The 16,064-nt window shown below is 67.1% G+C and carries 16 protein-coding genes; 12 read left to right on the top strand and 4 right to left on the bottom strand.

Translation table 11 applies throughout. The features are described 5' to 3' along the window. From ACWEVR_RS09575 to ACWEVR_RS09565, 3 genes are all read left to right on the top strand, one after another. A partial coding sequence (locus ACWEVR_RS09575; protein ID WP_452466510.1) for a hypothetical protein occupies positions 1-416 on the top strand: 416 nt, incomplete at its 5' end. A 92-nt stretch (positions 417-508) separates the two neighbouring features. After that, complete coding sequence (locus ACWEVR_RS09570) at positions 509-2,404, top strand: beta strand repeat-containing protein (RefSeq protein WP_452466509.1); 1,896 nt, start codon at positions 509-511, stop codon at positions 2,402-2,404. 9 nt (positions 2,405-2,413) lie between these two features. Then, positions 2,414-4,207, top strand: a complete 1,794-nt coding sequence (locus ACWEVR_RS09565; protein WP_452466508.1) for a dynamin family protein — start codon at positions 2,414-2,416, stop codon at positions 4,205-4,207. Between the two features lie 8 nt (positions 4,208-4,215). Here the strand turns inward: ACWEVR_RS09565 and ACWEVR_RS09560 are convergent, their stop codons facing one another. Beyond that, positions 4,216-4,683 carry a MarR family winged helix-turn-helix transcriptional regulator gene (locus ACWEVR_RS09560; RefSeq protein WP_452466507.1) on the bottom strand — a complete coding sequence of 156 codons (468 nt, stop codon included), beginning with the start codon at positions 4,681-4,683 and terminating at the stop codon, positions 4,216-4,218. Between the two features lie 24 nt (positions 4,684-4,707). On the opposite strand from ACWEVR_RS09560, the gene ACWEVR_RS09555 reads away from it, so the two are divergent. The 7 genes from ACWEVR_RS09555 (at position 4,708) to ACWEVR_RS09525 (ending at position 12,151) form a co-directional block, all read left to right on the top strand. Next, entirely contained in the window at positions 4,708-6,318 is a 1,611-nt protein-coding gene (locus tag ACWEVR_RS09555; protein ID WP_452466506.1) for a DHA2 family efflux MFS transporter permease subunit, read from the top strand. Between the two features lie 46 nt (positions 6,319-6,364). After that, positions 6,365-6,511, top strand: coding sequence for a hypothetical protein (locus ACWEVR_RS09550; RefSeq protein WP_452466505.1), 147 nt, complete (start codon positions 6,365-6,367; stop codon positions 6,509-6,511). A gap of 56 nt (positions 6,512-6,567) precedes the next feature. Further along, positions 6,568-8,415: a molecular chaperone DnaK gene (gene dnaK / locus ACWEVR_RS09545; RefSeq protein ID WP_452466504.1), complete on the top strand. Its 1,848-nt coding sequence runs from the start codon at positions 6,568-6,570 to the stop codon at positions 8,413-8,415. Further along, positions 8,412-8,981, top strand: coding sequence for a nucleotide exchange factor GrpE (gene grpE, locus ACWEVR_RS09540; protein ID WP_452466503.1), 570 nt, complete (start codon positions 8,412-8,414; stop codon positions 8,979-8,981). The genes dnaK and grpE overlap by 4 nt, the downstream gene beginning before the upstream one ends. Before the next feature lie 21 nt (positions 8,982-9,002). Next, positions 9,003-10,178 (top strand): molecular chaperone DnaJ, encoded by a 1,176-nt coding sequence (gene dnaJ / locus ACWEVR_RS09535; RefSeq protein ID WP_452466502.1) that lies wholly within the window; start codon positions 9,003-9,005, stop codon positions 10,176-10,178. After that, on the top strand, positions 10,178-10,573 hold the full coding sequence (locus tag ACWEVR_RS09530; protein WP_452466501.1) for a heat shock protein transcriptional repressor HspR: 396 nt from the start codon (positions 10,178-10,180) through the stop codon (positions 10,571-10,573). Before dnaJ ends, ACWEVR_RS09530 begins: the two co-directional genes overlap by 1 nt. Before the next feature lie 408 nt (positions 10,574-10,981). After that, entirely contained in the window at positions 10,982-12,151 is a 1,170-nt protein-coding gene (locus ACWEVR_RS09525) for a globin domain-containing protein (RefSeq protein ID WP_067642161.1), read from the top strand. Positions 12,152-12,205: 54 nt separating this feature from the next. On the opposite strand, the gene ACWEVR_RS09520 is transcribed toward ACWEVR_RS09525, so the two are convergent. The 3 genes from ACWEVR_RS09520 to ACWEVR_RS09510 all read right to left on the bottom strand — a co-directional run bounded on the left by ACWEVR_RS09520 (position 12,206) and on the right by ACWEVR_RS09510 (position 14,738). Next, positions 12,206-12,964, bottom strand: coding sequence for an FAD-binding oxidoreductase (locus tag ACWEVR_RS09520; RefSeq protein ID WP_452466500.1), 759 nt, complete (start codon positions 12,962-12,964; stop codon positions 12,206-12,208). A 17-nt stretch (positions 12,965-12,981) separates the two neighbouring features. Next, a complete protein-coding gene (locus ACWEVR_RS09515) occupies positions 12,982-14,142 on the bottom strand; it encodes an FAD-binding oxidoreductase (protein WP_067484283.1) in 1,161 nt (386 codons plus the stop codon). 158 nt (positions 14,143-14,300) lie between these two features. Continuing rightward, positions 14,301-14,738 carry a MarR family winged helix-turn-helix transcriptional regulator gene (locus tag ACWEVR_RS09510; protein WP_452466499.1) on the bottom strand — a complete coding sequence of 146 codons (438 nt, stop codon included), beginning with the start codon at positions 14,736-14,738 and terminating at the stop codon, positions 14,301-14,303. 68 nt (positions 14,739-14,806) lie between these two features. On the opposite strand from ACWEVR_RS09510, the gene ACWEVR_RS09505 reads away from it, so the two are divergent. Together ACWEVR_RS09505 and ACWEVR_RS09500 are read left to right on the top strand one after the other, a co-directional pair. After that, complete coding sequence (locus ACWEVR_RS09505) at positions 14,807-15,433, top strand: maleylpyruvate isomerase family mycothiol-dependent enzyme (protein WP_452466498.1); 627 nt, start codon at positions 14,807-14,809, stop codon at positions 15,431-15,433. Positions 15,434-15,538: 105 nt separating this feature from the next. After that, complete coding sequence (locus ACWEVR_RS09500) at positions 15,539-16,063, top strand: DUF3558 domain-containing protein (RefSeq protein WP_452466497.1); 525 nt, start codon at positions 15,539-15,541, stop codon at positions 16,061-16,063. The last annotated feature ends 1 nt before the right edge of the window (position 16,064 follow it).

Here is a 16,064-nt window from a genome sequence, read left to right as displayed (position 1 = left end):
GTCTGATGGTTTGGGTGCGTCTGTGGGTTCCGGGCTGGGTGCTGTCGCTGATGTGTCTGCTGGTTTGGGTGCGTCTGTGGGTGCTGGCCTGGGTGCTGTCGCTGATGTGTCTGCTGGTTTGGGTGCGTCTGTGGGTGCCGGGCTGGGTGCTGTCGCTGATGTGTCTGCTGGTTTGGGTGCGTCTGTGGGTGCTGGCCTGGGTGGTGCGGCTGATGTGTCTGCTGGTTTGGGTGCGTCTGTGGGTGCCGGGCTGGGTGCTGTCGCTGATGTGTCTGCTGGTTTGGGTGCGTCTGTGGGTGCTGGCCTGGATGCAGCCGCCGATCTGTCCGCCGGTTTGGGTGCGTCTGTGGGTGCCGGCCTGGGCGCCGCCGCTGACGTTTCCGCCGGTCTCGGTGCGACTCTGGATACCGGCCTGAGTGCCGCCACTAACGCAACCACAGGTATCGGCGCGACCCTCGACGCGGCAACCGACGTAGCAGGGGGCCTCACAGCAGGTTTGGGCGCCGGCGTGAACACAGGCCTCACAGCTGCCACCGACATCGCCGCCGGCCTGGGCGCCATCAGCAGCACCACAGCTGATCTGGGTGCGACCACTGACATCACCCTCGACGCGGTGACCACCGCAACTACCGGCCTCGGAACCACCCTCGAAGCCGCAACCGACGTAACCACCGACCTCACGGCCGGTCTCGGTGCAGGCGCGGATGCCGCCGTCGACCTGGGCGCCGACCTCACCGCAGGTCTCGGGACGACCGCAGGTGTGCTCGCCGACGCATCGGCAAACATCCACTCTGCCGTCACCACGACCACCGACACCACCGCAGACCTCGGCATCGAACTCGCCGCCGCCACGAATGGCGCAGTAGGCGAGAGCCTTTCGTTCGGACATGATTCGGTGATGGGGGCCGGCGCCGGTCTCGATTCCGCCCTCGGATCGGTGGCCACCGTCGGTGCCGACCTTTCCGCGACGGCGGGAACCGACCTTGGAATCGGTACTGCCGTAACTGGCGCGCTCGGCGCCACGACGGGTGTTGCCGCCGGACTCGGCACCACTGTGAGCGGCCTCACGGCGGCAACAACCGAGGCCGACCTCGCCGCGAGCGCCGCTGCGCGCTTGGAAGCCGCTGCGGGCGCGACTTCGAGTCTCGCCGCCGGGGGTGCGCTGGATACTGTCGCCGATCTGGCCGCAGGCGTGGGTTCGTTGGGCTCGGGTTTCGATGCCACTGCTTCCGGGCTGACCGAAGGCGTTGTGGGGCTGGGAACTTCCGTTGGTGGCGCGTTCGAAACGGGTCTCGAAACAGGGCTTTCGGGGTCGGTTGGGGTCGGGATGCAGGTCGGTGCGGCCGCGAATGCCGGTGCTGCTGCGGCGACTTCGCTGACCGGTGCGGTCGCCTCGACCACGCAGATCGGCCTCACCGGTGCAGGTGCCGATCTCTCCGCCGGTCTCACGGGCGCCGCGGCGACAGCGGACCTCGGCACTCAAATCGCCGCAGGCTTGTCCACCGGGGCAGCCGCAACTCTCGGCGCTCCCTTCACCGCCGCCCCGGCCACCGGCCTCGAAACCGCCCTCAGCACAGCCTTCAACACCGATCTCGCCGCAGCCTCGACCATCGACACCGCGGCCGAGCTCGTGTCCACCTCGGCCTTCGATACCGCCCTGGTCGGCGCTGCGAACACCACCACCGCACTCCAGTCGACTCTCACCGGCGCAGTAGCGAACTCGACCGGCATCGCCACCGACCTCGGCGGCATTGCCACCGCCGGAGCCCACGCTTCCGCAGACGCCGCCGCCAACGCAGCCGCTTCTGCCGCAGCCGGTTTCTCGACGAATGCCACAGTCGGCCTCGGCGCGAACGCGGCAGCCGACTTTGCCGCGAACGCGGCGCAAGGCGCGGCCGGTGTGACCGGCACCGCCGCCGCACTGGACGCGGCAGCCACCGCAGCCACCGGTGCCGGAGCCACGGCGACAGGCGTGTTCGCCACAACCGCCGACGTAACAACTTCCACCGCAACAGGTCTCGAACTCGGCCTCGGCACCACCCCCGACTGGTCCACCGAAACCGGCGTAGCCGCAGGCCTCGGCTCAACCATCCAGTCCGAGCCGCAACTCGATTCCACCACCACGTCCACCGGCTTGGAATCCACCCTCGGGGCGACCAGCAGCTTCGAAACCGCGGCATCAACAGCGTTTACCTCGGAGACCTCCATGACTCTCACCGGCGAAGCCGCCGAACCCACCTCGACCATCGATTTCACCTCGGCCGCCGACACCTGGTCGACGGTCGACGTGGACAGCGCCTTCGGCCCGGCTCTCGACAATTCCCCGCTCTCCGGCGGAACGGGCCTGCTCGACACCTCGTTCACCGCCCCGGAGACCCCGTTCGACACCCCTGAAGCCCTGTAGTTCAGGCCGATGGATTCGTTGCTGTCGGTTCTCGACAACACCGTCGCGGCGGCTCGTGCCGCGGGTCGTGACGACCTGGTCGCCCGTCTGGAAACGGCGGCGGTCCGGGTGCGCGACCCGCGGCGGCGGATCGTCGTCGCGGGCCAGCTCGATCAGGGCAAGAGCCGTTTCATCAACGCGCTGCTCAATGTCGAGATCTGTCCCGTGGGCGACGACGTCACCACCCGTTTCCCGATGCAGCTCGCCTACGCGCCGCAGCCGCGCGCTGAATTGGTGCTGGCTACAACCTCTTCCGAGGAGGAGCGGGTCGAGTTCCCGATCGCCGATCTGCCGTCGATCGGTGACCGGTCCGTGGCGGGCAAACAGATCCTTCGCATCGAGGTGCACCTCCCCGCCGACCTGCTCGCCGACGGCATCGTCCTCATCGACACCCCCGGCATCGGCGCCCGAACCACGGCGGGCACCCTCGGTGTCCTGGAGATGCTCCCCGCGGCCGACGCCGTCCTGGTGATCTCCGACGCCTCCACCGAACTCACCGCCCCGGAGCTCACCTTCCTGCGACAAGCATCCGAATTGTGCCCGGCCACAGCGGTTCTGATGTCGAAAACCGACCTCTACCCGCACTGGCGCCAGGTCTTCGAGGCCGACCGGGAACACCTGCGCAAGGCGAACCTCGACCTCCCCCTGCTCCCGATCTCGGCCCTGCTCCGCGCCCACGCCCTGCGCTTGCAAGACGCCCAGCTGGGCGCCGAGTCCGGTTACGGGCAGCTCTACCAATTCCTGCGCGAGCAGGTGGTCGCCCGCGACGAAGCCGCGACCCGCGCCGCCATCGCTCGTGAGATGTCCTCGGCCGCTGAGCATCTGGCACTGGCTCTGGGCAGTGAACTCGTCGCCCTACGCGATCCGCAACAAGCCGCGGCCGCGGTCGGCGAGCTGCAATCGGCCAAAGCCCGTGCACAGCAACTGCATCGCCGCACCGCCGCCTGGCAGCAAACCCTCGCCGACGGCATCACCGACCTGGCCGGTGACGTCGACCACGACCTGCGCGAACGCCTGCGCGAGATCGCCCGCACCGGCGAGGAGTGGATCGACGACCACGACCCCGGGCGCCACTGGGGAGCCATCACCGAATGGCTCACGGGCACAGTCGATTCAGCCCTGGGCGACAACTTGCTCTGGGCGCACACCAGAGCGGAAGCCTTGGCCGACCAGGTAGCCGAACACTTCCTCGAGCTGGGCGCCGTAGACCTGCCCGCAGCCCTCGACCCCTCAGGCACCACCCACCGCACCGGCACTCTGGGCGACCTCGAACCCGATATCGGCGTCCTGTCGAAGGTCCTCGTCGGCATGCGCGGTTCCTACGGCGGCGTCCTGATGGTCGGTCTGGCAACGACTTTCGCGGGCCTGGCCCTGCTGAACCCCATCTCCCTCGGCGCGGGCGTGCTGGTGGGCGGCAAGGCGTACCGTGACGATAAGCAGGCCCGCCTCACCCGCCGCCGCACCGAGGCCAAGAACGTCGTCCGCCGCTTCCTCGACGACGTGGCCTTCCAGGCGGGCAAGGACTCCCGAGACCGCATCCACCGCATCCACCGCGCCCTACGCGACCACTACGCGGGCATCGCCGAACGCAGCCTCCGCTCCATCGACGAATCCCTCACCGCCGCCCAGGAAGCAGCCTCCAACCAGGCCAAACACCGCGCCGAACGGACAGCCACCCTCGAACACCAGCTCACCGCCGTAGCCGCCCTGCGCAACCACGCCACCATCCTCACGGCCCCCACCCGCATCCCGCTGCCGAAGTAGCCGCCGCTCTAGGTCGACGGCCTGTCCATCGCCGCGCGCAGTCGCGCGATCAGGGTCTCGAACTGTTCGAGCTGGTCGTCCGGGTATTCGGCCAGGATCGCGTCCTGCTCGGCATTGACCGTGTGGAAGAACTCGTCGGCGAGGCGGCGGGCCTGCGCGCTGCACCGCAGTGTCACCACCCGCCGGTCGGTGTGTTCGCGGCTGCGGGTGACGTATCCCGCCTGCTCCAGCCGGTTGATCAGGGTGGTCATCGCCCCCGAGGTGAGCGTGATCCGCTTGCTGAGCAGCGCGGGGGACAGGGGAGTGCCTGCCGCCTCGGCGGCGGCGATCTCCATCAGGGCGAACGCGTCGGTCGAGTGCACGCCGAGGGTCTCGGCGAACCGACGGCCCAATTCGGTGAAACTCGCGCCGTAGCCGATGAGCCCGGCGGCGAGCCGCTGCCGCTGCCGTGCGACATCGCCGGATGTCTTCGCCATGTCGTCCTCTCGTTCGCCGCTCGATTGACAACCTACCGCCTGACAATTAGCTTCATCATAAAGTCACTTGATGATGGAGGTAAATTGTCTACCGAAACCGAGACCCCACCGCTGCGGTTGTGGCTGGGGCTGATCGCCGTATCGCTCGGCGTCGCGTTGATCGTGGTCGACCTGACGATCGTGAACGTGATCGTCGCGCCGATCGTCGACGACCTGGCGATCACTTCGATTCAGGCGCAATGGATCCAGGAGTCCTATGCGATCGTCTTCGCGGCGCTGCTGCTGCTCACCGGCAGGCTCAGCGATCTGTACGGCGCACGCAGGCTGTTCCTGATCGGCCTCGTCGTCTTCGGTGTGACGAGCCTGCTCGCTGCCCTCGCCCCGAGCGGCGGTCTGCTGATCCTTGCCCGATTCCTGCAGGGCATCGGCGGAGCGATGATCCTGCCGACGTCCTTGGCACTCGTGAATTCCGCATTCACCGGCAAGGCCCGCGGACAGGCCTTCGCGATCTGGGGCTCCACGATCGGCGCGGCCGCGGCGGTCGGCCCGCTGCTCGGTGGTTGGCTCGCCGACTTCTCCTGGCGCTGGGCCTTCGGCATCAACATCCCGATGGTCGCCCTGATCATGGTCGCAGTGCTGTGTTATCTCCCGGCGTCGCCGAGTTCCGTCGGCGGGGTGGATTGGCGAGGCGCCGCGCAGTCGGCACTCGGCCTCGGTCTGCTCGCCTTCGCCCTGATCGAGGGCCGTCACTACGGATGGCTGGTGGTCACCGAACCCCTGATTATCGGCGGATTCGCCTGGCGCAGTGGACCTTCTCCGGTCCTCATCGCACTTGCCGGTGCGGTCCTCGCGCTCGGAATGTTCTGGCGCAGACAAGCAAGGATCGCCGATGGTCACCCCCTGCTCGATGTGCGGCTGTTCACCATCGACTCGTTTCGCAAGGGCAATGTGGTGACCCTGCTCGTCGGCCTCGGCGAATTCGGCATCATCGCGGTCCTGCCGCTGTGGATGCAGTTCGCCCTCGACTACACCGCCCTGCAGGCGGGCCTGGCACTGGTCCCACTCGCGATCGGCAGTTTCGCCGCCAGCGGTGCCAGCTTCGCGATGACGGTTTCGGCGCTCGGCCAGGTCAGGATCGGCCTGTTGCTGGAAGCCGCCGGTCTCGCGCTGCTCGGCCTGTTCGCTGCCGCCGACGCCAGTTGGTGGTCGATCGCCGTGGCCCTGTTCGTCTACGGCATCGGTGTCGGCTTCGCCACGGCCCAGGTCACCAATGTCGTGCTCGCCGACGTCCCCGCTGAAAGCGCGGGCCAAGGCTCGGGAATCCAGAGCGCCGCACGCGAACTCGGCTCGGCCCTTGGCATCGCCGTCCTCACCACTGTCTTTTTCAGCACCCTCGGCTCCGGCCTTCGTGACCGCCTGACCGACGCGAACATGCCCGAAGCCGAGGCCGACCAGCTGACATCGACAGTCACCGGTAGTGCGGGATCGGTGATCCCAGTCCTCCCCGCGGATGCCGCCGAAGCGGCCCGGGCGGCCATGGCGGCGGGTATCGAGGTATCGAGCTACCTGTGCGCGGGCCTATTGGTGCTTGCCTTGGCGGCTACCGCCTTCGTCGAACCCGCGCGCAAGGCATGAACGATCCGTCACGATCCCGCATCGGCCGCCGTGGTTGAGTGCGGTCGTGGCAAGAATGGCCAAGGGTGGCGAGAAGAATTTTTCGGGTGGCGGGAATGAATCGCCGCAGCTGTCGGTTGTGCAGATCAACGATGTTGAGCGCATGTCACTCAAGTTCGGGTTGACGCCCGGCGGAGCCGACAGGCAGGATTGAGCGCATCACGCTCAGCGTTGCTGGGAGTTGTCGTCAATTATCAGGAGGAACCCACTATGGCTCGTGCGGTCGGAATCGACCTCGGGACCACGAACTCTGTCGTCTCCGTGCTGGAAGGCGGCGAGCCGGTCGTCGTCGCGAACTCGGAAGGCTCGCGCACCACTCCGTCGATCGTCGCGTTCGCGAAGAACGGTGAGGTTCTCGTCGGTCAGCCTGCCAAGAACCAGGCCGTCACCAACGTCGACCGCACCATCCGCTCGGTCAAGCGCCACATCGGCACCGACTGGACCGTGGAGATCGACGGCAAGAAGTACACCCCGCAGGAAATCTCCGCGCGCACGCTGATGAAGCTCAAGCGCGACGCCGAGGCCTACCTCGGTGAGGAGATCACCGACGCGGTCATCACCGTCCCGGCCTACTTCGAGGACGCCCAGCGTCAGGCCACCAAGGAAGCCGGTCAGATCGCCGGTCTGAACGTGCTGCGCATCGTCAACGAGCCCACCGCGGCCGCGCTGGCGTACGGCCTGGACAAGGGCGACAAAGAGCAGACCATCCTGGTCTTCGACCTCGGTGGCGGCACCTTCGACGTGTCGCTGCTGGAAATCGGCGAGGGCGTCGTCGAGGTCCGCGCCACCTCCGGTGACAACCACCTCGGTGGTGACGACTGGGACGAGCGCATCGTCAACTGGCTCGTCGACAAGTTCAAGGCCAGCTCGGGCATCGACCTGACCAAGGACAAGATGGCCATGCAGCGTCTGCGTGAGGCCGCCGAGAAGGCGAAGATCGAGCTGTCCTCCAGCCAGAGCACCTCGATCAACCTGCCCTACATCACCGTCGACGCGGACAAGAACCCGCTGTTCCTCGACGAGCAGCTCACCCGCGCCGAGTTCCAGAAGATCACCTCCGATCTGCTGGACCGCACCCGCGCGCCGTTCCAGTCCGTCATCAAGGACGCAGGCATCAACGTGGCCGACATCGACCACGTCGTGCTCGTCGGTGGCTCCACCCGTATGCCCGCCGTCTCCGACCTGGTCAAGGAACTGACCGGTGGCCGTGAGCCGAACAAGGGCGTGAACCCGGACGAGGTCGTCGCCGTCGGCGCCGCCCTGCAGGCCGGTGTGCTCAAGGGTGAGGTCAAGGACGTCCTGCTGCTCGATGTCACCCCGCTGTCGCTGGGTATCGAGACCAAGGGTGGCGTGATGACCAAGCTCATCGAGCGCAACACCACCATCCCGACCAAGCGCTCGGAGACCTTCACCACGGCCGACGACAACCAGCCGTCGGTGCAGATCCAGGTGTTCCAGGGTGAGCGCGAGATCGCCTCGCACAACAAGCTGCTCGGCTCCTTCGAGCTGACCGGCCTGCCCCCGGCCCCGCGCGGCGTGCCGCAGATCGAGGTCACCTTCGACATCGACGCGAACGGCATCGTCCACGTCACCGCGAAGGACAAGGGCACCGGCAAGGAGAACAAGATCAAGATCCAGGACGGCTCCGGCCTGTCCAAGGAAGAGATCGACCGGATGGTCAAGGACGCCGAGGCGCACGCCGCCGAGGACAAGGCCCGCCGCGAGGAGGCCGAGACCCGCAACCAGGCCGAGTCGCTGGTGCACCAGACCGAGAAGTTCATCAAGGACAACGAGGACAAGGTCCCGGCCGACACCAAGTCGAAGGTCGAAGAGGCCATCGACGAGGCGAAGAAGGCGCTCGAGGGCACCGACATCGCCGCCGTGAAGGCCGCCGTGGAGAAGCTGGCCACCGAGTCGCAGGCTTTGGGCCAGGCGCTGTACGAGGCCAGCGCGGCCGAGGGTCAGTCCACCGATGGTGCGGGTCAGAACACCGCGGCCGACGACCAGGTCGTCGACGCCGAGGTTGTCGACGAGCCGGTTGATACGGAGAAGAAGTGACCGAGGCCAACTCCGAACAGGAATTGATCGAGGACATCGTCGAGGAGCCGGACGTCGCTGAGGAGGCGGCGTCCGGCACCGAGACCGAACCCGAGGTCGAGGCAGCTCCGGAGAGCGACGAGCTCGCCGAGCGCACCGCCGACCTGCAGCGGTTGACCGCGGAGTACGCGAACTACCGCCGCCGGGTGGAGCGCGATCGCCAGGCCAATATCGACGCGGCCAAGGCGAGCGTGGTCACCGAATTGCTCGGTGTCCTCGACGATCTGGACCGCGCCAGGGCGCACGGCGACCTGGATTCCGGCCCGTTGAAGTCGGTGGCCGACAAGCTCGAGACCGCGCTCACCAAGCAGGGCCTGGTCGAATTCGGTGCTGTCGGTGACCCGTTCGACCCGACGCTGCACGAGGCCGTGCAGCACGAGGGTTCGGGTTCGGAGCCGGTGATCGGCGTGGTCATGCGCAAGGGCTATCGGTTCGGCGATCGGGTGCTTCGGCACGCGATGGTCGGGGTAACCGATCCCGAGACCGTGGGGGCATCGGATTCGGATGCCGACGCCGATAACGAATAGCGTGAGAGGAGGAGATGCCCGGTGAGTCAACGGGAGTGGATCGAGAAGGACTTCTACAAGGAGCTGGGTGTCTCCTCCGGCGCGTCGCAGGACGAGATCAAGAAGGCCTACCGCAAGCTCGCGCGTGACCTGCACCCGGACTCCAACCCGGGTGACACGAAGGCCGAGGAGCGGTTCAAGGCCGTCAGCGAAGCGAACGCGGTGCTGTCTGATCCGGCCAAGCGCAAGGAGTACGACGAGACGCGGCGCCTGTTCGCCGGCGGTGGCGGTCGCGGCTACGGCGGCGGCTTCACCCCCGGTGGGGGCGGCGGGTTCTCGCAGGAGTTCAATTTGGGTGACATCTTCGGCCAGCCGGGTGGTCCCGGTGCGGGCGACGGTGGTCTCGGTGACATCCTCGGTGGCCTGTTCAACCGGGGCGGGCGCGCGTCGAGCCGTCCGCGCCGTGGCGCCGATGTGGAAACCGAGACCACGCTCGGCTTCCGCGAGGCGGCCCAGGGTGTCACCGTTCCGCTGCGGATGACGAGCCCGTCACCGTGCACCACGTGTCACGGCAGCGGCGCCAAGCCGGGCACCAGCCCGCGTGTGTGCCCGCATTGCAACGGCGCGGGTGTGGTGAGCCGCAACCAGGGTGCGTTCGGTTTCAGCGAACCGTGCGACGACTGCCGCGGTACCGGCTCGATCATCGACGACCCATGCACCGATTGCGCGGGCACCGGCATCCAGAACCGCACCCGCACCATCACCGTCCGCATCCCACCGGGTGTCAGCGACGGGCAGAAGATCCGGCTCGCCGGTCAGGGTGAGGCGGGCCTGCGTGGCGCGCCGTCGGGTGACCTGTATGTCACGGTGCACGTGAGCCAGGACAAGGTCTTCGGCCGTCAGGGTGACGACCTCACCCTTGTGCTGCCGGTGAGCTATGCCGAATTGGTGCTCGGGACAACCGTTTCGGTGCCCACGCTGGACGGCCGGGTCGGTGTGAAGGTGCCCCCGGGTACCGCCGACGGGCGTATCCTGCGGGTACGCGGCCGGGGTGTGCCCAAGCGCGGTCCGGCCGGTGGTGCAGGTGACCTGCTGGTGACGGTGAAGGTCGCGGTTCCGCAGGCTCTCGATGCCGAGGCGACCGAGGCCCTGAAGCGGTACCAGGAGGCGGAGAAGGCGAGCGGTTTCGATCCGCGTGCAGGATGGGCAGGTGCTTGATGTCCGATAGTCCGAAGTCTGCGGGATCCTCGCGTGCCGAGTTCTTCATGATCTCGGTGGCGGCTCAGTTGGCGGGGATGCACGCGCAGACGTTGCGTACCTACGACCGGCTGGGTTTGGTCACCCCTCAACGAACTTCGGGTGGCGGACGCCGTTACTCGGCTCGCGATGTGGAGCTGTTGCGCGAAGTGCAGCGGCTGTCGCAGGACGAGGGCGTCAACCTGGCGGGCATCAAACGCATCATCGAGCTCACCAATCAGGTGGAGGCTCTGCAGCAGCGGGTGGATGAGATGAGCGCGGAGCTGGAGCGGTTGCGGGCTGGTTACCGGCCCGATCTGTCTCCGCCGCAACGCAGTACCGCGCTCGTGGTGTGGCAGCCACGTCATCGCCGCTGAGGCACTCGTTTCACCGAGCCCCCGGTTCGCTTGTCCGCCACGGCGGTCGCGGATCGGGGGCTCTGTCGTGTGCTGGTCAATCCCCGGCGATCGGCTGGTGACTATCCAGCAACCCATTTATTTTCGATCTTGCCGTCCGGAAGTAGAAGCGCGCGGCGAGGACGTCCGAATTACGGGCCCAATCGGTCACGTCTACGCCTCATTCACGGGCTCCAGGTCTGTTTCTTTGGCGCGCCACCGTGTCTGTATCCAGTTTTGTCAGAATTACATGCGTGATGTTTAAGAGTACGATTCCTAAGCTGGCAAACCTCGCCTAGACTTCTCGCATCGGCTGCTGACGAGTGTCCTCCCAGCCCGTCACTCGCCGGCGCGACAAGCGTTCGATGGCGAAACGAGGTTGTGACACATATGGATTCGCGGACTGTCGCTTTGATCCGTACCACGTTCAAGGCGGTTGCTGCGGAAGAGGGTGGGTCCGAGACACTGGCGAGGTCGTTCTACTCGATCCTGTTCACGGACTACCCCGGTGTCCGTGACTTCTTTCCAGCCGCCATGGATGCCCAGCGCGACCGCCTCGTCCATGCGATCTCCTACGCGCTGGACCGGCTGGAGGAACCCGACAAGCTGTTGCCGTTCCTCGCGCAGCTCGGGCGCGACCATCGCAAGTACGGCGTGCAACCGGCGCACTATGTGGCGGTGGCCAATTCGCTGAAGTCGGCGATCCGCGGTTGTGTGGGCGACGAGATGTGGACCGACGAGGTCGCCGCCGCCTGGGACGAGGGCCTGGCCAATATCAGCGGCGCGATGATCGGCGCCGCCGACAAGGAAACCAGTCCCGCCGCCTGGACCGCCACCGTCGTCGAGTGCCGCGAAGTGTTGCGCAACTTGTCGATCGTCCGGGTTCAGCTCGAGCATCCGATGGAGTACGCGGCGGGCCAGTACATCAGTGTGCAGGTGCCCTCGCGTCCGCGTATGTGGCGTTACCTGTCACCCGCCAATCCCGCGAACAGCAACGGCGAGATCGAATTCCACATCCGCAGTGTGCTCGGCGGCTGGGTGAGTCCGGCGATCGTGTCGCACACCACCGTCGGTGACCAGTGGTTACTCGGCGCCCCCCTCGGCGGTCTCGGCGTGCCGCGCAACACCAAGCGCAAGATGCTGATGATCGGCTGCGGCACCGGCATCGCCCCCCTGCGCGCCCAGATCATGGCGATGGCCCAGCGCCGGGTGAACCCGAAGGTCCACCTGTTCGTCGGCGGCCACCACCCCTGCGACCTCTACGACCTCCAGGTCCTGAGCCAACTGGCCGTCGCCAACAAGTGGCTCACCGTCACCCCCGTCACCGAACACGAAGAAAACCCCTGGTGGTACTACGATTCCGGCGAACCCCAGGTCGAACTCCCCGGCCTGGAACCCCGCATGACCGGCCAAATCGGCAAGGTCGTAGCCGCCTTCGGCCCCTGGGCCGACCGCGACGTCCAAATAGTCGGCTCCCCCTCCATGGTCCAAACCACCAAGTTCCGCCTCATGGCCGCAGGCACCCAAGCCAAATCCATCCGCCACGACCCATTGTTCTGAGACGATCTCAGGTCGCCAGCCCCACTGCGGCGACGACCTCGAAAAAGGCGGTGTTCAAGCACCTTCGGAGGTGATGTTGGTTGGGGGAGTGCCGCCGGCGACGAGGCGGTCGGTGGTGGTGGCGACCATGGCGGGGGAGCCGCAGATCAGGACCTGGTGACGGTCGAAGGGGCCGTGGGCGGCGGCTACGTCGGCGAGGGTGCCGTGCAGCATTTCCGAGGGGGCGAAGCCGATGTCGACGCGGGTCTGTTCGTGCCATTCGTCGCGGATCGGCGGGTCGTCGGGGCTTTCGACCACGGGAATCACTGTGAGCCAGGGCAATTCACCCGACAGCAGGTACAGCATGTCGGCGGCGTAGAGGTCGCGTGGGCTGCGGCCGCCGAAGAAGAGGTAGGTGCGTGGCGGGTTTTCGCGGCGGGCCAGGTCGAGGATCTGGGCGCGCATCGGTGCCAGTCCGGTGCCGCCCGCGATCATCACCACCTCGGTCGCGTCGGGGTCGACGGCGAACACGGTGTGCGGTGCGTTGATTCGCCATTGATCACCCGGCTGGGTGTCGGCCACGATCGACGACGAGCACCACCCGCCCGGCACCGTCCGCACATGGAATTCGAGTTTGCCGTCCAGCGAGGGCGGCAGCGCGGGCGACAACCGCCGCCGCACGCCCGGATGCTGCGGCACCTCCACCTCCACTGACCCGCCCGCGGCGAACGGGACGAAGTCACCGATCAACCGGATCACGGCCAGATCGTTGCGCAGCCGATGATGACCGACAACGGTCGCTGTCCAGGCCGGGTGGGGAAACTCGGTGCTCATCAGTCACTTTCGCGCGGTCAGCCGACGGGATCGGCCGCGATGATATCGGTCGGGGTGCCGGCCCGGATGAGGGCGCGGCGGGTGTCGTCGATCATCTTGGCGGATCCGGCGATCTGGATCTGCCGATCGGCCCAGGCGCCGAAACTGGTGACCACCGCGCCGAGATTCCCGGTGAGCCTGCGATGCATGCCCGGCGGCGGCTCGGACGGGGTGGGCGGATACCACCACGGGTTCTCGGGCTCCTCGCACACCGGCACGATCGTGAGCCACGGATTCGATTGCGACAGCTGCCACATGTTGTTCACGTCGTACAGGTCGCCGGGGAAGCGTCCGCCGATGAAGAAGTGCACGCGCGGGTTGATACCGCGCTGACTCATCTCGATCAGCTGCGCGCGCAGCGGCGCGATGCCGGTGCCCGAGCCGATCATCAGCACGTCACGCCCGGATTCGCGGTCCACCTGCAACCCGCCGAGCGGTCCGGCGATCTTCCACCGGTCGCCCACCTTGGTGTCGTTCACGATGGCCGGGCTCACCCAGCCGCCGCTCACCCGACGAACATGGAATTCGATTTCGCCGTACGGGTTGGCGGGGATGGCGGGCGACAGATAGCGCCACATGTTCGGCCGCTGCGGCACCGCGATCGGCACGTACTGGCCCGCCTTGAACGGGATCGGGCTGTCGGCCTGCAACCGCACGATCGCCAGATCGTCGAGCACGCGGCGATGACCGACCACCGTCGCGTCCCAGTACGGCTGCGATTTGTCCTGGTTGGCGCCGATCGCCATGGCCGCCGAGATCACGATGGTGACATCGCGCCAGCCCTCGTCGAGCTCCCGGTTCCAGCGGTTGCCGTGGTAGGTACGCAGCGCACCGAGCAACGCGAGCCCCGCCATGTCGTAGTGGTCGGCCTCGACCCCGTACTTGCGGTGGTCGCGCGCCAATTGCTCGAGGAACCGCTGAGCGCGGTCGAAGTCGTCGAGATGTTCGAGGACGAACTGCACCGCCGTGGTCAGCCGTTTGGGCTGCATGTCCATGGTCGGCGGAAAGAGATCACGCAATCTTGGGTCCTGTGCGAACAGGTGCCCGTAAAAAGCCCTGGTCAGCCGCTCGGGGCCGCCCGGTGCCTCCATCACTCCGCGAAAATCGGCGCGGACCAGCGCAAGCGAACGCGCATCCACGTCGTCAAGCTCCCTTTCCTAGAATTGTTGCCCGGTGGCCCCGCCCCCACGGCGGGCGCCGTCTCAAGTATCCCCCGAAAACGCCAGCTCGGTGCAGGGATGCTCATCACGCCTCGCGGATCGTATGCCCAGCGCTGCCGCGCGTCCGCGAGTTCGCGTCATCGATATGGGTCGGTGATCTTCCGCAGTTCCTCGAGCGCCCCGCGCAGCGCGGTCGACCGTCGCGGCCCGAGGTGGGCGAGCCATTCCGACTCCACCTGGCGCGCCGCTTGATTCGCGACCTCGACGGCCCGTGTCCCTTTGTCCGAGAGTCGCAGCAGCCGCGCGCGTCCGTCGCTGGGGTCGGGTTCGCGTCGCAGGTATCCGGCGCGCACCAGCTGGTCGACGAGCACCCCCGCGGTCTGCTTGGTGACCTGCGCCTGGGCGGCCAGATCGGTCAACCGCGACCCGTCCGGCCCGATCCGTGCGACCAGCCGTGCCTGGGCCTGGGTCAGGTCGTCGAAGCCGCCGTCGTTCAGCGCGTCGAGCACCCGCCGCTCCATCTCCCGGTATGGAATGAAGAGCAGAACTCCGAGATTGAGCTCGTCAGCGGGCATGACACTCCTTGATCAGGTCAGTAACACTGACTATATTAGTCAGAAAGGCTGACTACAAGGAGCCGAGCATGGACCCCGATCAGTACTGGCGAACCATCACCGACCAGCGCCGCGCCATCGCCGGGCTCCTGGCCGAGCTCACTCCCGCCGAACTCGACGCCCCCTCGCTGTGCGCGGGCTGGCGCGTTCGCGATGTAGCCGCGCACGTCGCGCTGGCACCCCAGCCGCCCGGCCCGCTCGCCATGCTGCGCGAGGCGGCCCGCGCCCGAGGCAGCTTCCACCGCCTCAACCACGACCTGGCCGTCCGCTACGCCGACACCACCCCTGACCTCGCCACCGCACTCGCGAGCCTGGCCGATTCCCGCGACCTGCCCGTGGTCACCAACCATCGCAACATCCATTTCGACGTGATCGTCCACGCCCAGGACATCGCCCGCCCGCTCTCGCACACGATCGAAGTCGACGCGCAGGCGTGCGCGGTTGCCGCACAGCGTGTCTGGACGATGGGCTGGCCCTTCTGGGCCCGCCGCCGGCTACGCGGTGTGTCCCTCGTGGCCGACGACTCCGCATGGACCGTTGGTAGTGGTCCCGAAATCCGCGGCTCCACGTTGGATCTGCTCCTACTTCTCACCGGAAGACCGAGCGTTCTGCCCGCCCTGACGGGTGCGGGTGTGGAGTCGCTGACCGCACGATGAGCGACCGGCTGCTACCGGTTTGCCCGCCGCTCGGACCCGGTTCCGTGTCCGAGGCCCGTGCTAATCTCCCTGGTCAAAGCAGTGGACCGGCGAGAAGGGGTGGGGATGAAACGGGCGGGGATCGCGCTAGTGCTCGCAGGTCTGGCGGTTGTCGGGGCAGCCGGATGCGAGGCGGGGAAATCGACTTCTTCGGGGGCGACTACGACGGCCAAGCCGGTGTTGTGGAATCCGTGTACGGAGATTCCTGATGCGTTGTTGACGGAGGTCGGGGTCGACCCGGCGACCGAGGAAAAAGGCGTCGGCGGTGTTCCGCAATCGGGCTGGGAGATCTGCGCGTGGGATGCGCGCGAGTTCTCGCTCACCGTGTACACGACGAAGAAGACGGTTGATCAGTTCGAACAGAAACCTGGAAACGTCGACTTTCGGGACGTAACCATCGCAGGCCGTTCGGGTCGTGAGTTCAAGGTCAGCGGTGCATCGAAGGACCTCGGCTGCGATGTGGTCTTTCCCGCGCAGCTCGGCGTCGTCCAGTTGCAGATCCTCAATTCGCCCCTCGAGTCCGGCCTCGACGACCCCTGCGAGTACTTGGCCCGCGCGGGCGAAGTGCTGGTTCCGATCTTTCCGAGCTGAC

The sequence above is a fragment of the Nocardia sp. NPDC003979 genome, from assembly GCF_053605015.1.
Note: the sequence above shows the minus strand (reverse complement) of the source record. Positions and strands in the feature narration are given on the sequence as shown.

Bases quoted from the DNA above. Each gene is read 5' to 3' on its own strand.
- ACWEVR_RS09565 (WP_452466508.1), top strand. From the start codon at position 2,414: ATGGATTCGTTGCTGTCGGTTCTCGACAACACCGTCGCGGCGGCTCGT.
- ACWEVR_RS09560 (WP_452466507.1), bottom strand. From the start codon at position 4,683: ATGGCGAAGACATCCGGCGATGTCGCACGGCAGCGGCAGCGGCTCGCC.
- dnaK (WP_452466504.1), top strand. From the start codon at position 6,568: ATGGCTCGTGCGGTCGGAATCGACCTCGGGACCACGAACTCTGTCGTC.
- ACWEVR_RS09530 (WP_452466501.1), top strand. From the start codon at position 10,178: ATGTCCGATAGTCCGAAGTCTGCGGGATCCTCGCGTGCCGAGTTCTTC.
- ACWEVR_RS09525 (WP_067642161.1), top strand. From the start codon at position 10,982: ATGGATTCGCGGACTGTCGCTTTGATCCGTACCACGTTCAAGGCGGTT.
- ACWEVR_RS09520 (WP_452466500.1), bottom strand. From the start codon at position 12,964: ATGAGCACCGAGTTTCCCCACCCGGCCTGGACAGCGACCGTTGTCGGT.
- ACWEVR_RS09510 (WP_452466499.1), bottom strand. From the start codon at position 14,738: ATGCCCGCTGACGAGCTCAATCTCGGAGTTCTGCTCTTCATTCCATAC.
- ACWEVR_RS09505 (WP_452466498.1), top strand. From the start codon at position 14,807: ATGGACCCCGATCAGTACTGGCGAACCATCACCGACCAGCGCCGCGCC.
- ACWEVR_RS09500 (WP_452466497.1), top strand. From the start codon at position 15,539: ATGAAACGGGCGGGGATCGCGCTAGTGCTCGCAGGTCTGGCGGTTGTC.